The sequence below is a fragment of the Microcoleus sp. PH2017_28_MFU_U_A genome, from assembly GCF_020738035.1.
In the GTDB taxonomy this organism is placed as follows: domain Bacteria; phylum Cyanobacteriota; class Cyanobacteriia; order Cyanobacteriales; family Microcoleaceae; genus Microcoleus.
This window is the reverse complement of record NZ_JAEQCX010000029.1, coordinates 44,114-66,606: the sequence shown is the minus strand read 5'-3', so window position 1 is coordinate 66,606 and position 22,493 is coordinate 44,114. Positions and strand designations below refer to the sequence as shown.

Here is a 22,493-nt window from a genome sequence, read left to right as displayed (position 1 = left end):
GATGAATTATCTTTTGAACACAAGTGAAGCTTTTTATTCACCGCATAAACGAACCGACAACACCGTTCAAATCTTCAGCCAAAGGATTTCCCAAGGCCTTAAATTTCCACTCGCCACCTTCTCGATAAACTTCTCCCATCAACATATTTAATTTGCCTTCATAGGAAGGATCGCTTGACAAGCGATAGCGAGCAATTTCTTTTCCGGCTGCATCTACAGCCCTCACAAAAGCATTTTCTACCATGCCAAAATGCTGTTGTCTGTCTTTTCCATTGTAAATATTTACGCCCAAGATAATTTTGTGATATTCTGCTGGTAAAGAGCTTAGTTTCACAAATATTTGTTCGTCATCTCCGTCTCCGGCTCCCGTGAGATTGTCGCCGGAATGAACAACTGTTTTATCCTTCGACTCTAAATGAGAGTAATAAATTACATCTTCTTTGTAATTTTTTAATTTGCCATTTTCTCCCAGCAGCAAAGCGTAGGCATCTAAGTCAAAATTTGCACCGCTGCTTCTACCGAAAAGACCTGTTTTAGCTTGCGCTACATCCCAGCCCAAAGCTAATGTTAATCGGGATAAGTCGAATTCACTTTTGCTGAGTACGATCGATTGTCCTTTTGTCAAGTTAATAGCCATATCTTTGTAATTGTGTAAGGTTTATCGTGCAATACAGTTCTGATCAGATTTAGGTTGAAACCGCGCCTATACAAACAAAGCTCGATATCAGCGGGTTGAAGAACGGGCGATTGAAATTACCTGACTTTCTTCAGTCCGCCTCTGGGGACTTTGTTTTTTTAGACGAGGTTTCAATCCTACGTCTTCTCTATTTCCTTCTGATCAGGCGTACTTATCTACAAAGCTTTGCAAGCCGGAATTATAGCCTTGTCCGACAGCTTGGAACCTCCACTCGCCATCTTTCTTGTAAAGTCTGCCAAACTCCACCGCAGTCTCCCGAGAAAAATCCTCGTCCAAATCGTATTTCGTTACTTCTGTATTAGTAGTGGTGTCGTAAATCCTGATAAAAGCATTCCGCACTTGACCAAAATTTTGTCTTCTCGATTCCGCTTCGTGGATTGTCACGACAAACACAATCTCTTCTACCGCTGGATCGACTTTGGTTAAATCAACTGTAACGGTTTCATCGTCGCCAACTCCTTCTCCGGTTCTGCTATCTCCCAGATGTTTTACAGAAGAATCCGGCGACTCGTTGTTATTGTAGAAAACAAAGTATTTTTCGCTAGGAATTTTACCAGCAGCGCCCAGCATAAACACGGAAGCGTCTAAGTCAAATGCCCCTCCGGTGTCTGTAGCGTTGATATCCCATCCCAAACCGATCCCGGCATTTTTCAGCCCCGGTGCTTCTTTAGAAAGATTGATTCTTCCGCCTTTTTCCAAGTTAATTGACATTTGCTCTCCTGTTCGCGACATCACTGATGTTATTTAACAATTATACGACAAATTTTAAATGTCAAGGATCATATGTCTTCTCTTTAAACGATTGATTTAGGAGCGCGCATTCGGCACATAGCGATGTCAACTCACTGATTCATCTTGTAAATGTGCCAAAATCCGATCGACCGTTTCTGAAACCGTTAGATGGGTTGAATCCAGCCAATAACCGAGATGAGGGGTTTCGGTGCGGAGGATGCGATCGAATTCATAAACCATGGTTTCGTTGGCATATCCGGTCTTCGATCGTGCTGCATCCCTTGCCGCTACAACCTCTGCCGAGGGACACAGAACGATCGCACACAACGGCACATCATGAAACGAGGCAACTATCTCAGCAAGTGCCGAACCAATGATAATGTCTTGATAGACAACGGTAAAGCCAGCCTGGAGATATTGTCGCGCTGCCATTGCTGCCAGGTGATAGCGCAATTGAAGTTGCTGATATGCCTCTGCTGACAAATTTAACGTCATTTGGGCCTGCCCATTCACGATCGCGCGACGAAAGATATCCCCGCGCAGGTGAACGCTTTTGGGCAACCTTTCGGCAAGTGATTGGGCAACTGTTGATTTTCCAGCAGCCATATTTCCGGTAATTAAAATAATTTGTGGCTGATGATTTTCAGGTTGTTGATTGCTGTTCATAATGTTAAAAATTATACCACCAACTTTTAATATCAATAACAACTATACAAGAAAATGAGTGATAAAAATATTTTAAAACGTAAACGTTTGTGAATATTGTAGATACTTGCTTGCCATTATTTATTATGAGGGATATTCTAGTTACATCGATTAGAGAGCGAGTTGATTAGGGACTTCATTGAAAAGTTATGACCAATAATACTCGAAACATACTGGCAGTTTTAGCAGGGACAGCGATCTGCTACGGAGCAATTTCAATAGCCGATATGCCGATCGCCCGCTCGGCAGTTCTCACGTATAATTTGAAGGCGCCCGGATTTGCCAGCGGTTTGGTTAAGTTTAGCAACTCTGGGATTGCAGGAATAGGCATAGAAGAAGCTACAGTTTCTGAAGGGAGATTAAATACTGTATTTGTTGCCGGATTAGCTGGACCAAGTTCGCCAGAATATCGATTGCCACGCAGAGAATATTATGATTTAGCAGGAGCAATAGCTTTATTTTTTGAAGGGGAATTTCGCGGCATAAAAGCTAGGGGTTCAGACAGATTAACCGAAGTAGTTGACATTCCAGACACAGGATTTGGAGAGTATTACACGAGATACGAGTCAGGAGCAGCCTGGTCTTTGGATACCAATGGATTATCTAATCCCGGTCGGTGGATATCTGGATTTGAGGGATATACTGAAACTTATATCTACGCTCGCACTCATTTTCTTGGTGTTGAGCGATCGCCCTATCGCTCTGGTAACACTATGTTGTATGAACTGGCAGACACGGCAGCCGAACCAGTTCCCGAACCAATGACTGTTGCGGGAACTGCTTTAGCATTGGTTGGTTTTGCGGGTTTCAAGCAAACAAAAAAGATGGCATCTTGAGGATGCAATCGCCGTACTTATGTAATCTCAAAATCTCGAATTTACTACTTTGTATAGGTTGCACGAACAGTCTGCTCACCAGTACAATGAGTAACAATCGGCTAACAGTATTGCACAGCTAAAGTAATTTAACAAATTGCTTTTGGTACTCATCCTCTGTCATCAGTTCTGTCGTGCTTTCCACCCTGTCTAAAAACACGATCCCATCTAAATGGTCGTATTCGTGCTGAAAAATCCGAGCCACAAAGTCTGTCAATTCTTGTCTGTGGAGTTTCCCGTCTCTACAAGTGTATTCAATTTCGATCGCCCTACTTCTCGGCACCAATCCCCGAATCCCCGGAATACTCAAACAGCCTTCCCAGTCTTTGGCTGTATCTGTTGATGCAGCGACAATCCGGGGATTAATCATCGCTGTCGGTTCCATGTGCGGTGCTTGGGGATACCGCAGGTTGGGGCGGGATGCGACGATGAACAGCCGATCGCACATCGCAGCTTGAGGGGCGGCAATTCCCACTCCGTGCGCGTGTTGGACGGTAGAAATTAGGTTGTCGATTAGCTGTTGAATGCGATCGTCCTTCACATTCTCGACAACTTGCGACGGTTGGCGCAGTACCGGATTTCCTAATTGTGAAATTTGCAAGATTTCTGGCATAGTTATTGGTTAGTTGTTATTTGTTATTGGTTATTTGTTATTTGTTATTTGGTTATTGTTAAATAACTACTGCCAACTGCCAACTGCCAACTGACAACTGATTATCGAACTTGTTGAACGGGCAAACTCCCCGGTTTCACACTCAAATTAACTATTTGCCCGTTGCGGTTGATTTCCATTTGCAAATTGCCGCCAACCTTCGCATTTTGCACGAAGTCCTGAACAGCTTCCGACTGAATAATCGGCTGATTATTAATCTTTTGAATCACATCTCCAGCCCGCAAACCTGCGGCGGCTGCGGGAGAATTAGGAACAACACTCACAATCGCCACACCGCGATCGACTGCAACTCGCAAATTGCTGTTAGCATTGCCGTTAATTTGCTGCTTCACCTCTGGAGTCAGCGTCGCCATTTCAATACCCAGATAAGCGTGTTCGACTTTCCCCGTCGCAATCAGTTCCTTCGCCACCTCTTGCGCCGCCTGAATCGGAATCGCAAACCCCAATCCTTGAGCACCTTGAATAATCGCCGTATTCATCCCGATCACTTCACCCGAAGCATTCAGCAGCGGGCCGCCGGAATTTCCCGGATTGATTGCAGCGTCTGTTTGAATAAAACCAATGCGCTTGTCGGGTACGCCCACCTCGGTACTCGATCGCCCTGTAGCGCTAATTATCCCCGCTGTCACCGAATTGTCCAAACCCAAAGGATTGCCGATCGCGATCGCCCATTCCCCAGACAGCAGCTTATCAGAATTGCCGATCGTCACCACAGGCACATCATTCGCCTCAATCTTCACCACAGCAACATCCGTCACCTTATCCGCCCCCAACACCCGCCCCTGATAGCTGCGGCCGTCCTTGAGAGTGACATTTACCGTATCTGCGCCCTCCACAACGTGAGCGTTAGTGAGAATCACGCCGTCAGTCCCGATCGCAAAACCCGAACCAGTACCCCGTTCGATTCCGCCCCGGCCCCCCGAATTTGGTTGTCCACCAAAAAAATCCTCCGGCGAAACCCCTCTATTTCCTGGTTTCACCTTGCGCGAAGCATCGATCCGCACCACAGCCGGCCCCACTTTTGCCACCGCAGCCACAATAAAATTCACATTAGCCGCATCCCCCGACAAGGGAACAGGCGGCAAGACTTTGCTAGCTTGAGGCTTAGTATTAGCAGGCGGCACTTCCAATCTCGGTTGCAGGGTTCTTTGTCCCCCATCCCCCGAATTTGCACGCAATTGAGAAACCGACAGCCGATCGCCCAACATGGCGGCTCCTGCTCCCGTTACCAGCAGCAATATATAAATTGCCGGTTGCTTCCAAAATTTGCCAGTAGAACTCTTCATCGCGACGTTTTAAGGCTTTCGGGCCAAATTTAAATACTTGCCTAGCAGCTCTTTGATACCTGCTATATCCGCAGAGCCACAAACAAAATTTTTGGGCGATCGGCAGACTCCCTTAAACTCTAGCATTGACCGAAAGTAATTTGGTCAGCCGATTGTAGATTTTAGCTAAGGTTAATATTTCAGACAACTTGTTGATCTACACTCATGTTTCAAATTTTTTCTCATTTTTTTTCGTCTCCCGGCTCTACTTGGGGACATAAATCGATCGGCTCTACCTCCCGTGAATCAGACACAAGCGAGGAAGAGCCTGGGAAATAAGGGCTATTTGTGTTTTTTGTTCAGGGTTTTAGGCAGTTGCCAAAATACATAGGTTTGTCTAGGTTTTCTCAGAATTTGACGAAAACCAACAATAATTGTGATAAACTGGGGAAACGCTTGATTAGTGCGGGTTGCTAAAGCTTACTGGGTATGAAAACCACAGAAAAACACTTGGCTCAAACTGATCGTCAAAAAACCAAATATTTCAAGTCCTCTGCTAATCAAGGCAGTCTCTAACTGGGAAGAGTAGGCCAACCTGAGCAAAAAGGCAAGCATATAGCACTTGCTCTAGGCAAAACATAGACCGCTAAGTTTGATTTACAGATTTCTGTAGGTTTTTAGAAGCGGCATATAAACTCCTTGGTCTGTACAAAGACCATAAAAATGGGAAATTGACGAGCGTTTTTGGTGGCAGCCAGTCGCTCTGAAAAAAACAAGCGATCGAAAGCGTCTCTAGTAACAGCTAGGGGCGCTTGTTTGCTTGTTAAGGTGAGTCTAACACTGCTTTAGCGTGTATATAATTGTTACGGAAAATATTTTGGGCAATTGTTTTACTCCACTATCAACGAGGCAGAGCCTCTAGATATGGGTTCCCAAACAGATCCCAAGCCGACACCATGTCGCTCGATCGATCGACATTCAAAATCGCCACTTCGATTAAACTGAGTTCTGTGAGAATACAAATTGAATCTCTTGAATGCCGATCGGCAAACGTAAGCAGTGGACATTACCCTCGAAAGTCTGTGGAATCAGATACTTGAACGTCTCCAGGTACAACTGAGCAGGCCTAGCTTTGAGACGTGGATCAAAACGGCCAGAGCCGAACAACTCGAAAATAACTGTTTGATCGTCAGCGCCCCCAACCCCTTTGCTCGCAATTGGTTGCAAAAATACTACGTCAAAACGATCGCCGACGCAGTTGAAGAAATTCTCGGCTATCCCGTAGAAATTTACTTGACAATTGCCGGGGGAAATGAAACAGGTGGTAGCAACGACTCCGCCATGATTTGGCCATCCCCGATCGCCGATAGCCCCGAAAGCCACTCCCTACACCCGCCGAAACCTGCCCATTTAAACCCCAAATACGTATTTTCCCGCTTTGTCGTCGGTTCCAACAACCGCATGGCCCACGCAGCAGCCCTCGCAGTAGCCGAGTCTCCGGGCCGAGAATTCAATCCCCTATTTTTGTGCGGCGGCGTTGGTTTGGGCAAAACTCATCTCATGCAGGCGATCGGTCATTATCGCTTAGAAATTGACCCCAGCGCCAAAGTTTTTTACGTTTCAACTGAAAAATTCACTAACGATTTAATCGCTGCCATTCGCAAAGATAGTATGCAAACTTTCCGCGATCACTATCGCGCAGCCGATGTTTTATTAATAGATGACATCCAATTTATCGAAGGCAAAGAATACACCCAAGAAGAATTTTTTCACACTTTTAATACATTGCACGAAGCCGGAAATCAGGTAGTTTTAGCTTCCGATCGCCCGCCGCAGCAGATTCCCCGCCTGCAAGAGCGCTTGTGTTCCAGATTTTCGATGGGATTAATTGCCGATATTCAATTGCCAGACTTGGAAACACGCATGGCAATTTTGCAGAAAAAAGCCGAGTATGAAAACATGAGGCTGCCGCGAGATGTCATAGAATACATTGCTTCTAGTTACACTTCCAACGTTCGGGAATTAGAAGGTGCTTTAATTCGAGCCGTAGCATATCTTTCTATTACCGGTTTGCCGATGACTGTGGAGAATATCACCCCGATTTTGAACCCGCAAACTGAAACCGTAGAGGCGACACCCGATGCAGTCATTGCAGTTGTGGCTGAGGTGTTTGATGTTTCTGTGGAAGACTTGAAGGGTGTTTCCCGCAGGCGAGAAATTAGCTTTGCCCGTCAAATCGGGATGTATTTAATTCGGCAGCATACCGATTTGAGTTTGCCGAAGGTTGGCGAAGTTTTCGGCGGCAAGGATCACACGACAGTGCTTTATAGTTGCGACAAAATTGCTCAGTTGCGGAATACCGATCCGACTTTAGCCCAAACTTTGCGTCAATTGAGCGATCGAATTAACGCTGTCAGCCGCAAAAGTTAAGAAGAAGAAAGAAGGAAGCCATGACAGGGATTCGGACGGGTGCATCTCAATGAGTGCAAATATATTCGTAGGGGCGAAGCATTTCGGTAGTCAATCTCTGGTTCTCACTAATAAATTGTCTACCGAAATGCTTCGCCCTTGTAATATCATGCGTGAAAAAATGTTGCAACAATAAAATTGTTGGGCGATGTGAAACGGAGGGTTGTTTCGTTCACCCAATGTGTAAGGTGCGTCGCCCCACCGATTTTCACTCTTTTTTAGAGATTGTTTAGGGCGACACACCCTACATATACTCTCAAACTGTCAACTGTCAACTGTCAACTGTCAACTGTTGAAAGCCTGCGGTAAAGACGCTAACCAATCTTCCCAGAACTTCGCTGCTTGAGCTGATAAATGTCCAGCATAACGAATTGTATCCTCTCGAAGTTTAGCGACTGTGATATCAGGCGTTGCTCCAATTTCACACGCATGACCAATGAACCACCGTTCTAATCCTTGAGCTGTGACTTCTGGATGAAACTGCAACGCCAATCCTCCTTTTTTCCATGAAAAAGCTTGGTTTTGATAAATCGCACTAGCCGCTAAATGAGTGCTATCAGTAGGCAGATCGAAGGTATCTCCATGCCAATGAAGAACGGCTGTTTTATCTCCTGCTAAGTGAGCAAGTGGTGTTTGCTGACCTGCTAGACTCAGGTTTAGAGGAGACCATCCAATCTCTTTTTGCAATCCAGGATAAACTTTCGCTCCTAAAGCACGAGCCATCAACTGTGCCCCCAAACAAATCCCTAGCGTAGGCAAATCGTTAGCAAGACGATATTCTAATAGACGTAACTCATCAATTAGAAACGGATAATCCTGCTCATCGTAAGCTCCAATTGGGCCTCCAAGAATTATCAGCAGACTTGTGTTGCGATCGATCTGAGTCAAATCATCCGATCCAGCTTCTAAATATCTGACTGTGTAGTTTTGCTGATTCAATGCTTCAACTAAACTTCCCAGATCCTCAAAGGCAATATGTCTAATGACAGTGGCGTGTTTCAAAGTAGTCACCCTTAAATCAATTCGTAATCTGCGAAAACTTGCTCAATTGTACGATCGTCCAACACTCCAGCGGCTGCAAACATTTTTAAGGTTGGATTGGCAGCTTGTCGAACAAATTTAGCAATTTGGCTGGGTACGTAAACCTCTTCTAGAATTCCTTCCGAATCCTTTGCATTAAAGCCTAAGCGCCTCAGAATACTGTATTCGAGTTGGCGATCGGGGCCCAGAAATGCCCATACCAGTTGTGGCAGTAATTGTCCCATTTCCTCTTGCTCATAGGATCCAAGGCTTTGCCAAAGGATGGGGAACAAGCCACGAAAATAAACGCTGTGCAACGCTTCGTCAGCCGCATGATCGCCGATAACCGCACGGACAATAGGAGAGACTTGAGGATCGTGGGGAACATTGTTAAGAACCTTTGTCACCAGAGTTTCTGAGATTGTGACAAAAAACAGTTGAATGAGATGGGGCGACAGCCGAGTTTGATGTTCAGCAATAATTTTCTCAATGATGCGATCGAAGTGTGGACGACCAATAACCGATCGATCGAGTCCGAATGCCTCCTCCACCTGAGTTGAAAATAATTCAACAAAGAGAGCGTGTCCTCCTTCATCGCAATAAATTCGCAGAGCATCATTGCGCTGAAGCGTGCTTAAAAAAATGGGTGCATTTCCTTGAGCCAGACTGCTGCAAACAGGATTGACATGACTCAATTCCAACAAAGTTGTGAATTGTAAATGAGCAAGGAGTCGATAAGCTAGAACCGTTACCCGATGAGTTGAATCTGACGCAATGGCAGGATGATCGGCTAACGGGACGAGATCTGGAGAAAAGGGTGAACCTTCAATGTTACCTTCCCGAAGAGGTTTGTTCCGTATCCAACTTGATTCATTCCATCGGCCCAAAGGGCTTTTGTAGTTTTCCTGAAAGATAGATGCACCTAGCTTGTTCACTGTCATCATGAAAAAGTTCCTTGACATTAAGGGAAACAACGTTACAGGCAATAAATATTTACAATTCCTAATCAACTCCGTTTCATTAGTAACAAACATTTACTACTATATATGATGTGGCGTCATTGGAGCTAACTAATGCTCCAATTAAAGATATTTTGAGTGTACCATTGCTGGAATATTTCGTCTTGTATGATTTCTAACGAAAAAGGATACTAAAAATCTAGCGATACCAATCCTAGTATCAACACAATGCCCAAATATATGGTGCTTTGTATGGGCAAACCCTCTAGTGGTTACTATCCATAGGATGCTTACCCTTAGTCCTAAAAGTTTCGTTGAAAGTTCGAGAACGAGACTCGATCGCTACGTATAGCCTTTCTCAAAAAGATGAGGTATAACTGACAGCTTACATAACCGTTTAAACCAAGAGGGCCCAAGCCCAACAACGTCCGCGAATCTTTCTGATAACCGCTGTATTTACGAGAGTTGTTTCCAGAGTGGAGTTGGCAACTCCCTGGTGGTGGTATGCAGTTTTGGATTAAGCTTCCACCTAATCAGCCCGCAGACGAGATTGTGGATCTCGCAGCAGAACGAGGAGTGGGTTTGTGGTCAGGGGCAGCTTACTTTGAGCCTGATGCAAAAGAGGCAAATTGTTATTTGGTGCTTGGATATGGCGCAGTTACAGAATCTGATATTCATCAAGCATTCAATATACTTAAGGGTTTGAGGCTTTGACGGTAAACAATGATGTCCTCACTAGAATTAGCTGGATGCTTAAGTAGGGAGGCGACTTTTTTGTTAAACGGATTCTATGATATCGAGGTTTGGCGACTGTAATATCAGGCGTTGCTTCAATTTCAAATATATCTCGGCTGAATAAGCTGTTTCGCGTCTAAATTGTATTTTTCGGGCGGGCTTTCTGGCCCACCCCACAGAACTTTTTTTAAACTTGACTATACAATTTAAATGCACTTCAGCTTGTCTTGCTCGAATGTAACGATCGCCAATTGTAGGAAAACGGTACACCGTCGTGTCCTGACTGTGGGTAATCTCAAATCCGGTGGCATCGGATTTGAGATTAGCTGTGGAAAAACCTGTGGACAAATCACCGTAAGTTTGTGGAAAATATCACGGATGCTTTTAACCTGGACATTCTTCGATATCATCGACACCCTAAAGATCCTTAACTCTCTGGCTGAAAAAAGTTTTTGAGGATCGAGGGGCGGGCGATCGACTTTTTCCAGCTTTTCCACAAGTTTTCCACAGGCAAAAAGCAACTACAAGCCTTTTCAGACAAGCATTTAATTTTGTTTTCCACAGTTTACACAGAGCGAACCCCAGAAAAATAATTCAACAAATTAAAAATGAATCTGGTGCTGTGTGCACACCTACACACAGAAAAACCGAGCCACCGACTTTCTGTGATACGATTTGTTTCTATCTCAAATCCGGTTAATTAACCTTCATCTCATGAAATTGGTTTGCACCCAAAGTGACCTCAACGCCAACCTCTCGTTGGTAAGTCGGGCCGTTCCCTCCCGCCCGACACATCCCGTACTAGCCAACGTGCTCTTAGTAGCGGATGAGGAAAATCAGCGGGTTAGCTTAACAGCTTTCGATCTCAGTTTGGGTATTCGCACCAGCTTTGCAGCAGAAGTGACTGGCGGCGGTAGTTTTACCATACCCGCGAAATTGCTCAACGATATAGTTTCCAGACTCCCAAATGGAGAGATTACTTTAGAAGACGAAGCCGGAGATACCGTCGCTTGTCTCACTTGCAGTTCTGGCAGCTATCAAGTCAGAGGCATGGGCCCCGAAGAATTCCCAGAATTGCCGGCAATCGAAGCAGGAACAATCCTGAAATTGCCGCCCGAAGCCTTGATAGAAGGACTCAAAGGAACTTTATTTGCTACTAGCCCCGACGAAGCAAAACAGGTACTGGCAGGCGTGCATTTAAAGGTACTGAAAGATTGCCTAGAATTTGCAGCTACAGACGGCCACAGATTGGCAGTAGTTCAAACTGCCAACGAAAAAGCAGAAGGTGAAGAAACCGAAGAAGAATTTGAGGTGACTGTACCCGCTAAAGCATTGCGGGAAGTAGAAAGAATGCTGGTGATGCGACAGTGGACTGAACCAGTCACCCTACATTTTGAACACGGTCAAGTAGTGTTTGAATGGGCCGAGCAGCGCCTGACAACCCGCACCTTGGAAGGGCAATATCCCGCCTACCGACAGTTGATTCCGCCCTCTTTTGAGCGGCAAATTACTCTTGAGCGGCGATCGCTCTTAGCCGCAGTCGAAAGAATTGCTGTGTTTGCAGATCAAAAAAATAATATCCTCAAATGTAGCATCGACGAGGAAAATCAGGAAATTACTTTGTCAGTAGACGCCAAAGATGTCGGCTGCGGTAAAGAGTCAATGGCGGCACAGATTTCGGGAGAAAGCATAGATATTGCTTTCAACGTGAAATACTTAGTTGACATTTTGAAAACGGCTCAATCTCCCGAAATTCAACTGCAATTAAACGGTGCTCTTGCCCCTGTAATTTTTCAGCCTTTGGGCGGAGTCAATGCCACATTCTTAGTAATGCCTGTTCAGCTTCGACCTTAATTGCTGGAAGAAGATAGGATCCGGCGGTTGGAAACCGCGTCTACACAAACGATGTCCGCCTCCGCGGACTGAAGAATAAAACGTAATTTTAACAACTCGTTCTTCAACCCGCGGAGGCGGGTTTTGGTTGTATAGACGCGGTTTCAACCGCCGGGTATTCTTCATCCTCAACTGCCTTCAAATTAATGGCAACAATATCTCAAATTCCGTACCAGTACCGGGCGTTGAATGCAAGTTCAACTTACCTTTATGCTTCTCCGTAACAATTTGATGAGTAATTGCCAAACCCAAACCAGTACCTTTCCCCGCTGGTTTAGTAGTGAAAAATGTCTCAAAAATCCGCCGCTGAATTTCGGGCGCAATTCCCGGCCCGTTATCGGCAATTCTGATTGCTATCCAAGCATTATTGGGATTTTTCCCCGCTGCTTCTGGGCTGAAGTCCCCATTTTGGCTGGCGGACGATCGCAATTTTGCATTTTGTCGTAGCTTGCGGGGCGGGACGCCATCGCCCAAAACATAATTTTGCATTAATTCTGAACTTACGCAGTCTCCGTCAGCACTGTTTATTACCTCAGTTTGAATAGTAATCGCAGGTACAAAACCTTTGGTTCCTTTTAGCTCTTCCAAGGCGTCCATCGCATTGCTGACAATATTCATAAATACCTGGCTTAACTGACCAGAATAACACTTCACCAAAGGCAAATTTCCATAGCTTTTAACTACTTTAAACCCGTACTTGAGACGGTTTTTCATAATTAGTAGCGTACTGTCAATACACTCGTGGATATTAGATTCTTTCAAGTGGGTTTCGTCCATGTGAGAGAAGGTGTGCAGGCTGGTGACAAGTTCCGTCAGTCTCTCGGATGAAACCTTCATACTTTTGAGAATTTCCGCCCAATCTTCTTGTAAGAAATCAAATTCTATGTCTTCTTTGAGTTCGTCAATTTGTGCGCTAGGGCCGACAATTTGTTCGTAAGCAGTCAGCAATTGCAAGATGTCTTTTGAGTAGTTTGACAAAAATCCGAGATTTCCGCTGATGCAGGTGACGGGGTTTCTAATTTCGTGGGCAACTCCAGCAACCATCTGCCCCAAACTGGCTAGTTTTTCGGTTTGAATTAGTTGAGATTGAGTTTGCTGTCTCAGTAATTTTGTTGCTAGTTCGTGAATATTAGATTGGGCTACTAGCAGTTCGTGTACGTCTACCAAACTATAATTTTGAGGCGACACTTGAACGACAATTGGTTCATAAAGCAGTTCTTTCGATCGCAGCAGCGACTTCCGGGCTGCATCCACGATTAAAGTATTGCTGGGGAAAATTAAAGTCTCAGTTTGGGCAAAGCGGTACAAAGCCCTCACAGGTCGCTTTAAAAATAATTCTCGCCCAAAAGGACGGCTGAGAAATTCTAAAAATCTCCGCCGGGAAATCATCCCCGCAAATTCACCTCGATCGGTTAAAATGACTCCCGGTAACAGCGGATTGGCTTCTAACATCTGGGAAATTTGCATTCCCAAATCCGTAGCTTCTACGTTAAAAGCGTAAAGCGACAATTCCACGAGAGTAGAATCTAAAGAAAGTTCTCCTAAGTCAGCCTGGGAGAGTGGTTGGACTGGTCTTTCTATGCAGGAGGTATTTAACATAAATTCATCAGCACGCTTTTTTGGGGTTATATTTGCCAACAGATATTTAGCCACCAAAGCTCAGTCGATGAGTAGCTGAGTGCTTTGGCCGACATTCTCCTGGGAAACGGAATTTTAAATTACACAAAAAACTTACGGTGGTAAATGAGATTTTACCACTTCCAGTATTAGGCAAGTTCGAGTATGACCGAGATAGATGCGCCCTGGCAATTATGCCTGACTTTATTTTATATTGGCTTGAGGGGTATTAACGCTTTGTTCGAGTATTTAACTCTTAATTAACCTTGAGTTATAGTCTTAACCTATTGTTAACAATAACCTGAGAGGGCTGAAAAATAATTAATTAAATATGGGAACATAGAGATTGTAGGCGAGCATCTGTAGGGAAACGGCACTGCCGTGTCCTTACCAGAATCTGGAAATTCTAATGATTGCTATAAGATTGAGGACGATCGCAAAAAAGTTTTAACTGAATCTTAACTTAGCGCTGTGAAGAAGGTATGATCTACAGGGGCTCAGCCAAATACGTGTAACGAGATAGCAATTTACCAGTAGGCGATCGATGCAACCAGTCCTAACGAATCAGTTAAACAATGCTTTTACCCTGTTTCTCAGCTTGTTAGTAGAAGCAATACCTTTTCTGCTGCTGGGAGTTTTATTCTCAGGTTTGCTGCTGGGTTTTGTAGACGAACGCAAACTCGTATCCCGCATCCCGCGAAACCCGCTGCTGGCGGCTTTGATGGGTAGTTCGATCGGCTTTTTGTTTCCGGTGTGCGAGTGCGGTAACGTCCCCGTAGCCCGCAGGTTGCTAATGCAGGGAGTTCCCGCACCAGCCGCGATCGGCTTTTTACTCGCGGCCCCCACCATCAATCCCGTGGTAATTTGGGCGACTTGGACGGCATTTCGCGATCAGCCCGAAATTGTAGTTTTGCGGGTAGTCTTTTCTCTCTTGATAGCCACAATTATCGGCTGGGTGTTCAGCGTCCAAACAGACTTGCGGCCTCTGTTACACCCTTCTGTAGCCCGGGCGATTCCTCTCCCAAAACCAGAGTTGTCCGAAACAGAACTCGCCCCAGCCGACACTCCGCTACTGTTGCAGTCGGGAACTTTTATGCTAGGTCAGGGCGGTGCAGTGCCGATCGAATCTTTGCTACAAGACCAGCGACAGCCCTTAAAAACAGGCAAAACTGACAAAACCTCGAAACGTTCCTCGATGTTCCACCGCGTTTCTAAAGAGCGTCTGCGCCTGCTTTTAGATACTATGGTACAGGAGTTGCGGGAATTGGGAGGAGTGTTGGTTGTCGGAAGTGCGATCGCCGCCATCATTCAAGTTGGCGCACCCCGCGAACTAATTCTCAACCTCGGCCAAGGCCCTGTTTCTTCGATTCTGGCGATGCTGCTATTAGGGGCAGTCGTATCGATTTGTTCTACAGTAGATGCTTTTTTTGCCCTTTCTTTTGCTTCCACATTTACCAGCGGTTCGCTGTTAGCATTTCTCATTTTCGGCCCGATGATTGACCTCAAAGGCATCGGTTTAATGCTATCTATTTTTAAAGGTCGCTCTGTAATTTACTTAATGGTCTTGGCAGCTCAGTTAACATTTTTAATGACCCTCGCTGTCAATTTGTATCTAGGTTAATAAATGAGCCTAGACGGAAAAATAACTAGAGATTCCCAATGACCAATAAACAATGACCAATAACCAATGACTAATGACCAATGACTAATGACCAATGACTAATGACTAATGACCAATGACTAATGACTCTTAAAAAATGAATTTCAAGAAAATTAGCCCCTGGCTGGACGCCCTAGCTATCTTAGCGTGGGGAATATTACTCCTCAAATATTGGATCACCGGGAAATTAAGCATTCTCATTCACCCGAATTACTTTGGGTTGACTGTAGCGGGAGGAATCGGCTTAATGATTATTGGCGGGTTAAAAACTTGGGAACTCTTAAAGGTCGATCGCGCCAAAAAGCAATCCCGGACATCGCCAGCAAATAAATCTCTCAGAAGTACAGAAGTTGAACACATTACTTTATTTCCCCCCAGTATCGGCAGCACCTTAATGTTGAGCGTCGCATTGATCGGTTTAGCGGTAACGCCACGCACATTTACCAGCCAGACAGCACTCGAACGAGGCCTCACCGAATCCCTGCCCATCACCAGACTGCAACCCCAAGAATTTCGCAATACTACAAAACCCGAAAGGCGATCGCTCATCGAATGGGTGCGGCTGTTAAATTTCAATCCCGAACCTGATACATATAGAGGTCAAAAAGTCAAGGTTCAAGGATTTGTGATTCACCCGCCCAACGTAGCAGAACAATATATGTGGATCGGGCGTTTTATCATTACCTGCTGCGCGGCGGACGCCTATCCGATCGGGTTGCCGGTCAAATTAGCGATCGGTCAAAGTCGCACCGCCTTCGCCCCAGACAGTTGGCTAGAAATAGAAGGAGAGACGATCGTAGAAGAACTGCAAGGCAAGCGCAAATTAATTATTCAAGCATCCTCCCTCCGATCGATTCCCGAGCCTAAAAACCCTTATGATTATTAGACAGCCAGCAAGTTGGAGATTAAATTTTACCTTGGCGATCGCGAGATGGGCATCCCGCCAGTGGGCAACTTTAATCTCGCGACTTGAAATCTGTTGTATTTGAGATTGTGGCATGGGCCAGAAGAGCCCGTCCTCCGTAGGACAATTAACATCAAGTAAAGTCAGCTATAAAAGTAGCAGCAACATCCTGTAGCAGTTGCCAACAGGAAATTCAGCAACTAGACTCGTAATTAGAAAATAAGTTCTCCCTATATGTCATCTGAATATGTCATCTGAAAAAAAATTAGCGCTTAAAGGTGCTTTCTGGACGATCGCCAGCTATGGAAGCAGTCAAATTATCCGATTCGGCAGCAACCTAATCCTGACGCGCCTGCTGTTACCAGAACTATTTGGTCTAATGGGTCTAGCCTACGTTTTTATCACAGGTGTCCACCTATTTACAGACATAGGTCTTGGCCCAAGTATCATCCAAAACAAGCGTGGAGAAGAACCAGAATTTCTCAACACCGCTTGGACAATGCAAGTTATTCGCAGTGTTTTTATTTGGTTTTGTTTAATTTTAATCACCTGGCCAGTCGCTACTTTTTATGGAGAACCCCGTCTCCTGTGGTTGATTCCGGTCATAAGTCTAACTACTCTCATAGGAGGATTTAAATCTACTTCCGTATCCATTCTCGAACGCAAAATGACAGTTAAGAACGTAGTAATGTTTGAATTGGCCATACAGGTCATTTCTACTACAGTCATGATTGTTTGGGCATGGTTCGATCGCAGTATCTGGGCTATCCTCGCAGGGGGTTTCGTAGGCTCTGTAGTGGAATTAGTATGGAGCCATTTTTTGATTCGCGGTCATAAAAACCGCTTTGCTTGGGAGCGAGAGGCAGTTAAAGAAATATTTTCGTATGGAAAATGGATATTTTTGTCTACAATTTTATATTTTCTGTGTTCTCAAGCCGATCGCCTAGTTCTCGGAAAAATATTTAGTTTAACAATGTTGGGCATTTACGGCATTGCTTTTACCCTCGGCGATATGCCCCGTCAAGTAATGATCGCCCTCGCAGGTAGGGTAATTTTTCCCTCGATTTCGATGCTAGCAGACTTACCTCGCGAGGAATTGCGCGCCAAAATTCTCAAAAACCGCAACTTGATTCTGATCCCTTTAGCCCTAGGCTTAGCAATTTTTGTGAGCTTTGGAGATCAGATAATTTTAACACTGTACAGGAAAGAGTATATGGCAGCATCTTGGATGATGCCAATCTTGGCTTTAGGTATTTGGCACACGACTATCCACAATTTGATGGGTTCTTGTTTGTTAGCTATCGGAAAATCTCAGTACGCAGCTATGGGCAATCTGGCAACTTTCTTGAGTATCGCTATCGGCATCCCAGTAGGATATCATTTTATGGGTAATTTAGGTGCTGTGATTGCTGTAGCTGTCGGTGACATTCCTACTTATTTAGTAGTTACCTACGGTCTTAGGAAAGAAGGGCTAACTTGTTTTTGGGAGGACATGAAGTTGACAGCAATGTTTTTAGGGACACTAGCAATCATACTTTTGGTGAGAAAGTCTCTGGGTGGCGGACTACCTATCGATAAAATATCACCCGAGGATCTGGTACGAACTCATGACATATTTAAATATAGGTAGATTTTTCATAGGTCTATTTTATTCAGTCCAAGACACACCACAACTTTCAAAAATGAGTTTTTTCTAACCAAAAAGAAGTAGCAGCCATTACTGTTGGTGAAAAAAATAGCTTTCTAAGAGTTGGAAGCGCGTCCTGGCCTGAATGAAATAGAAAAAATGGGCGGTTAATTTTACAGCAGGAAAAGGAGAGAAACATTTGTGAGTATTTTTAACAAAAAAATTAATCCTTCATCCTTCGCTATTGGGCAATTCAAACAGCCGATCGACCAGGTAGCGATTTTCCTCATCCTACTGCTGAGCGTCTTAATGGGACTGCTGCTGCTGAGTGGCGATCGCACAGCGCCCAGAGTGCGAGATTTTACTTGGGAGAACAAACAAATCGGCGCCGCAGATACCGGCTTTATTCTCAACTTCTTTCGGCCGATGAACCACTCCACCGTCGAGGAAAACTTAAAACTAGAACCGCCCCTCCCAGGTAAATTCAGTTGGGCCGGCAGGCGCATGGCCTACACCCTCAAAGATCCAGCACCCTACGGTGTTACCTACACCTTAAAACTCGCCGGCGCCACCGACAAGTATTTTGGAGAAAACAACCAAAACAAAGGAACGCCAATTCAACCGTTTAGCAGTTCCTTCCGCAGCCGCGATCGAGCTTTTGTTTACATCGGCGTTCAAGGCGAAACAGAAAGCAGATTAATGCTAGTCAATCTCAGCAGCAGCAACTCGAAACCGATACCGCTGACTCCCAAAGATTTAGTTGTCACCGATTTTAAACCGTATCCCGAGGGCGATCGAATTTTATTCTCAGCCACAGATCGATCGATCGCCCGCACAGGCGGCACCCTAAATCAAGAACTATTTACAGTCACCACCGGCCTCAATCCACAATCCCCCGGATCCCAAGCCCAACCAGCACAACCAGCAGGTAGAATCGACAAACTCTTAGACTCCAAAGACTACCAAAACCTCAAATTCGACCTCTCAGCCGACGGAAAAATCATCATTATCCAGCGCGTCAACCGCCGCAATCCCGGCGATTTCAGTCCTTGGATTTTGGAAGAAAAAGTCGCGCCCAAACCCTTGGAGAACCAACAAGGCGGAGATTTTATGATTCGCCCCGACAGCAAATCGATGGTAATATCTCAAAAACAAGGATTAGCGATCGTCCCCCTCAAACCAGAAGCAGATCCAGTAGAATTTTTGCCGAAATACGAACAAGTATTGGGGATGGCCCGCGACAACTCCGCCGCCGCCTACGTTAAATACAACAGCGACTACACTCGATCGCTCTTTATTTTAGACAACCAAGGCGCAGAACAAGAAATACTGCGGATTCCCGGTAGCATCATCGCCGTTTATTTCGATCCGCGCAAAGACAAAGACAACCAATTCCAGCGTCTCTACTGCTTGCTAGCCGAACGCCTCAAAACCGCAAGCTACAAAGAACAGCCTTTCATCGCCGCCATCGACCTCAAAAAAGAGGGCACTCGTTTGGTAGGAACCATCAAACCGCTGCTGGTTTTGCCAAACCAACTAGATACCCAAATCAGTTTATCTCCCGACGGGCTGGCATTAATTTTCGACCAATCAGTCACAACAGCAAAACCCACAGCAGCAGACACTCCCCGCAACGATAGCGGACAGTCGATCGCCACCAGTCGCCTCTGGCTGCTACCCTTATTAGAAATACCCGCAGACAACTCTCCCGCAAAAGTACAGCCAGAAGAACTTCCCTTTGCCGGCTATCACCCCCGCTGGCTCCCGTAAACAGATTTTAGATTTTAGATTTTAGATTTTAGATTGACTTGATACTAAGCCATACTTGAAGTATGTGGTAAACATCAAAAACTTTAAAAAGAACTCCCCAGCCTACAATCTCAAAGCTAAAATCTAAAATTACCATGACTCCCGAAGAAATTAGTAATACCCTTAAAGACTTATTTGGCGAAAATATTGAGACGCCTGCTGCCACTTCTTGGCAAGTCCAAACCCCTAAATTTCGGCTTTTAGTCCTGCTTTCAGAAGACGGAAGTTGGTTGCGGATTTTGCTACCCATCGCCGATGCCCAAGAAGCTCAACCGTTTTTCGAGAAACTGCTAGAAGCTAACTTTGACACCACCCTCGAAACTCGCTACGCCATACATCAAAACGTTTTGTGGGGAGTGTTTCAGCACAGTTGCGCTACACTCGCCGCCGCCGATTTCTCGGCCGCCATCACCAGACTGCTAGCTTTGCAAGAACAAGGTTTGTCCGACTTTTTCGGCGGTTTAATCGAAAGCCGCATCCGTCAAATCATCAAAGCTGCCAAGATGCAGGGACAATCCATAGAAACCACCCTTCAGACTTTAGACCGTTTTTACGCAGAGGGATTGATGGGCGAAATGGAACTCGGGCGAGAGTCTCGCGAACAGACTCTCGGCGCTTGGCGCTATCAGCTAGAACGCCTCTGGCCCGAGGTGGAACCCTGAGAGGATTTTAGATTTTAGATTTTAGATTTTAGATTGCAGATTGCAGATTGCAGATTGCAGATTGTAAATTGCAAAAAATAAACGGTAGTAAGACGGTAATCGGAGTTGGGAAGTTCCCTAAAGTTGCATTTATTTAGAGTGGTAGGGCAGCAACGCCCGACGGTTAGGACTTTCTTAATTCCTGAAACCCTTGCATTCGATTGCTTCTTGCTTCTGGCTGATTCCGATTTTACCTTTGCCCTTAGGGCGCGGATTGGACGATCGCCATCCGCCCCCTAGATCCCTCGATCCATGCCCGTATATTCACCAATTGCCCGCTATCGCTGCTCTCCAATTCCCTACCATCACCCAAAAATGGTATAACGCATAACCAAAGTGCCTTAATGATTTTTTAAGATTTCCCAAAACAGGCGATCGCATGGTATATCATGGTAAAAAGTTAATAACAAAGCTCCGTAAGTTCCACAAAAGCTTCGATCGTTTAACATTGATTCAGAAACCAAATCTTTATAGCAATCCTAAATGATTCAGATAAATTTGTAGGGGTAGTGCCCCCGTGCATACCCCCTATCTATCGGGCAACCGGGATCTTAAAGATCCCCTACAAAAATTATGCAAATGATTTAGGATTGCTATAGCAGACAATGCCAGGGCGATCGAGTTTTCCCATCCGGTGCTGCTGTAATTTTTTAAATTAATAATTACCCACCACCAATTACCAGTTACCAATAAATAGCAACTAAAGTTATCCATCATACAAAATTTAACAGGAGTTTCATCTATGTTGGCTGTGCATCAGATTAGCTCGGAGTTATCAGTGTTACACATACCTGCAATTTGTACTTGGAACATCTCCTTAGAATCAACTCTCCTCGACTTGCCTCTCTACAACTGCCAAATAGAATTAACTCAACAGGCAAAAGAAGTAGCCCAGGCTTTTGAAGAAAATTCCATGCTTCCAGGTGTCATGTTGACAAATATGGGTACTTTTGTCGGCATCATATCCAGGCGTCAATTTTTTGAAAAAGTTAACCGTCGCTACGGGTTAGAAATGTTTTTCAAGCGACCGATAGAGGTATTGTACAGATTTTCCAGGCAAGAGCTACTGGTGCTTCCTAGCAGTAAATTAATAGTAGAAGCCGCCCAGGAATCGCTTTACAGATCAGTAGAATTAGTTTACGAACCTGTAGTAGTCGAAGTGGCACCCCAGACCTACAGACTGTTAGACGTACACCAATTAATGGTTGCTCAATCAATAATTCATCAATTGACAAATAAATTGCTCCACGAACAAACCCAAGCCAAACTTATCCAAACCGAAAAGATGGCGAGTCTGGGGAGGATTGTAGCAGGTGTAGCCCACGAAATTAGAAATCCGCTCAACTGTATTTGGGGAAATTTTACTTTTCTGCTGTCCTATTTTGAAAACTTGCTTCAGCTAATCTCGGTTTATGAAGCAGAATATCCGGAACCGTGTCCCCGAATTGATGCCCTCAAAGAAGAAATAGAATTTGATTTTTTACAAGAAGATTTGCCAGTCACCTTAGAAGGCATGAAGTGGGGAGCCTCACAATTACTAAAAATAGTCAACGGTTTGCACCACTTCTCTCACATGGATGAGACAAAGCCAGTAGAAATAGACATTCACGAATGCGTGGAGATTACAATGTTAATTCTGAAAAATCGCTTTAAAAATGGCATAGAAGTGGTAAGAAAATACGGCGAACTGCCGCTAGTTAACGGTTACTCGGGTCAATTGAGTCAGGTGTTTTTGAATTTGTTAGTTAACGCTCTAGACGCCGTGACAGAGTATGCAGCCGATCGCGAACTAGATACAGAGTGCGCGGATAACTGGCAGCCCCAAATCCAAATTACGACTAAAGTGGTAGAAACCGCAGAGGGCAAGTGGGCCGCCATTGGGATCGCCGATAACGGGCCCGGCGTTACCCCAGAAAATCAGCAGCACATATTTGACACATTTTTTACCACTAAACCAGCAGGCAAAGGCAGCGGTATGGGGCTGGCAATCAGCCATCAAATCATCACAGAAAAGCACGGCGGCAAACTAAAATTGCGATCGCAGCCCGGCCAGCACACCGAATTTGAAATACTCCTGCCGATCGTTGGCAAAACATGATTAACTCAAGAACAGCCTTCAGGTTCGGCCATCCAAGTTAAGCGCGATCGGCTA

19 protein-coding genes are annotated in these 22,493 nt (G+C 45.0%); 10 read left to right on the top strand and 9 right to left on the bottom strand.

Annotated elements, in window-relative coordinates; all coding sequences use genetic code 11:
- Positions 1–37: 37 nt before the first annotated feature.
- The 3 genes from JGK14_RS04380 to JGK14_RS04370 all read right to left on the bottom strand — a co-directional run bounded on the left by JGK14_RS04380 (position 38) and on the right by JGK14_RS04370 (position 2,095).
- Entirely contained in the window at positions 38–637 is a 600-nt protein-coding gene (locus tag JGK14_RS04380) for a TerD family protein (RefSeq protein WP_293175380.1), read from the bottom strand.
- 201 nt (positions 638–838) lie between these two features.
- Positions 839–1,408: a TerD family protein gene (locus JGK14_RS04375; protein ID WP_293175382.1), complete on the bottom strand. Its 570-nt coding sequence runs from the start codon at positions 1,406–1,408 to the stop codon at positions 839–841.
- A gap of 126 nt (positions 1,409–1,534) precedes the next feature.
- A complete protein-coding gene (locus tag JGK14_RS04370) occupies positions 1,535–2,095 on the bottom strand; it encodes an AAA family ATPase (protein ID WP_293216794.1) in 561 nt (186 codons plus the stop codon).
- Positions 2,096–2,283: 188 nt separating this feature from the next.
- On the opposite strand from JGK14_RS04370, the gene JGK14_RS04365 reads away from it, so the two are divergent.
- A complete protein-coding gene (locus JGK14_RS04365; protein WP_293175386.1) occupies positions 2,284–2,970 on the top strand; it encodes a PEP-CTERM sorting domain-containing protein in 687 nt (228 codons plus the stop codon).
- A 118-nt stretch (positions 2,971–3,088) separates the two neighbouring features.
- On the opposite strand, the gene def is transcribed toward JGK14_RS04365, so the two are convergent.
- A complete protein-coding gene (gene def, locus JGK14_RS04360; protein ID WP_293229497.1) occupies positions 3,089–3,622 on the bottom strand; it encodes a peptide deformylase in 534 nt (177 codons plus the stop codon).
- 101 nt (positions 3,623–3,723) lie between these two features.
- Positions 3,724–4,968: an HhoA/HhoB/HtrA family serine endopeptidase gene (locus tag JGK14_RS04355; protein ID WP_293189486.1), complete on the bottom strand. Its 1,245-nt coding sequence runs from the start codon at positions 4,966–4,968 to the stop codon at positions 3,724–3,726.
- Between the two features lie 1,038 nt (positions 4,969–6,006).
- Between JGK14_RS04355 and dnaA the strand changes: the two genes are divergently transcribed.
- The gene (gene dnaA, locus JGK14_RS04350) at positions 6,007–7,377 is read left to right on the top strand and encodes a chromosomal replication initiator protein DnaA (RefSeq protein WP_293175392.1); all 1,371 of its coding nucleotides are present in this window, start codon (positions 6,007–6,009) and stop codon (positions 7,375–7,377) included.
- A gap of 324 nt (positions 7,378–7,701) precedes the next feature.
- On the opposite strand, the gene JGK14_RS04345 is transcribed toward dnaA, so the two are convergent.
- Positions 7,702–8,427, bottom strand: a complete 726-nt coding sequence (locus JGK14_RS04345) for a glutamine amidotransferase (protein ID WP_293175394.1) — start codon at positions 8,425–8,427, stop codon at positions 7,702–7,704.
- Between the two features lie 2 nt (positions 8,428–8,429).
- Positions 8,430–9,380: a diiron oxygenase gene (locus JGK14_RS04340; RefSeq protein WP_293216788.1), complete on the bottom strand. Its 951-nt coding sequence runs from the start codon at positions 9,378–9,380 to the stop codon at positions 8,430–8,432.
- A 480-nt stretch (positions 9,381–9,860) separates the two neighbouring features.
- Here JGK14_RS04340 and JGK14_RS04335 point away from each other — a divergent pair, with 480 nt between their 5' ends.
- Positions 9,861–10,109 carry a hypothetical protein gene (locus JGK14_RS04335; protein ID WP_325314800.1) on the top strand — a complete coding sequence of 83 codons (249 nt, stop codon included), beginning with the start codon at positions 9,861–9,863 and terminating at the stop codon, positions 10,107–10,109.
- Between the two features lie 227 nt (positions 10,110–10,336).
- On the opposite strand, the gene JGK14_RS04330 is transcribed toward JGK14_RS04335, so the two are convergent.
- Positions 10,337–10,627: a hypothetical protein gene (locus tag JGK14_RS04330; protein WP_293175400.1), complete on the bottom strand. Its 291-nt coding sequence runs from the start codon at positions 10,625–10,627 to the stop codon at positions 10,337–10,339.
- A 217-nt stretch (positions 10,628–10,844) separates the two neighbouring features.
- On the opposite strand from JGK14_RS04330, the gene dnaN reads away from it, so the two are divergent.
- Positions 10,845–11,984, top strand: coding sequence for a DNA polymerase III subunit beta (gene dnaN / locus JGK14_RS04325; RefSeq protein WP_293175402.1), 1,140 nt, complete (start codon positions 10,845–10,847; stop codon positions 11,982–11,984).
- A 177-nt stretch (positions 11,985–12,161) separates the two neighbouring features.
- Here the strand turns inward: dnaN and JGK14_RS04320 are convergent, their stop codons facing one another.
- The gene (locus JGK14_RS04320) at positions 12,162–13,622 is read right to left on the bottom strand and encodes a sensor histidine kinase (protein WP_293189490.1); all 1,461 of its coding nucleotides are present in this window, start codon (positions 13,620–13,622) and stop codon (positions 12,162–12,164) included.
- 562 nt (positions 13,623–14,184) lie between these two features.
- Between JGK14_RS04320 and JGK14_RS04315 the strand changes: the two genes are divergently transcribed.
- The 6 genes from JGK14_RS04315 (at position 14,185) to JGK14_RS04290 (ending at position 22,439) form a co-directional block, all read left to right on the top strand.
- A complete protein-coding gene (locus tag JGK14_RS04315; protein ID WP_293189491.1) occupies positions 14,185–15,261 on the top strand; it encodes a permease in 1,077 nt (358 codons plus the stop codon).
- Positions 15,262–15,397: 136 nt separating this feature from the next.
- Positions 15,398–16,186 (top strand): TIGR03943 family putative permease subunit, encoded by a 789-nt coding sequence (locus JGK14_RS04310; protein ID WP_293213684.1) that lies wholly within the window; start codon positions 15,398–15,400, stop codon positions 16,184–16,186.
- Between the two features lie 265 nt (positions 16,187–16,451).
- Complete coding sequence (locus JGK14_RS04305; RefSeq protein ID WP_293189492.1) at positions 16,452–17,834, top strand: oligosaccharide flippase family protein; 1,383 nt, start codon at positions 16,452–16,454, stop codon at positions 17,832–17,834.
- A 198-nt stretch (positions 17,835–18,032) separates the two neighbouring features.
- A complete protein-coding gene (locus tag JGK14_RS04300) occupies positions 18,033–19,601 on the top strand; it encodes a hypothetical protein (RefSeq protein ID WP_293196586.1) in 1,569 nt (522 codons plus the stop codon).
- Positions 19,602–19,735: 134 nt separating this feature from the next.
- Positions 19,736–20,302 (top strand): hypothetical protein, encoded by a 567-nt coding sequence (locus tag JGK14_RS04295; protein WP_293204402.1) that lies wholly within the window; start codon positions 19,736–19,738, stop codon positions 20,300–20,302.
- 781 nt (positions 20,303–21,083) lie between these two features.
- Entirely contained in the window at positions 21,084–22,439 is a 1,356-nt protein-coding gene (locus JGK14_RS04290) for a sensor histidine kinase (RefSeq protein WP_293175416.1), read from the top strand.
- The last annotated feature ends 54 nt before the right edge of the window (positions 22,440–22,493 follow it).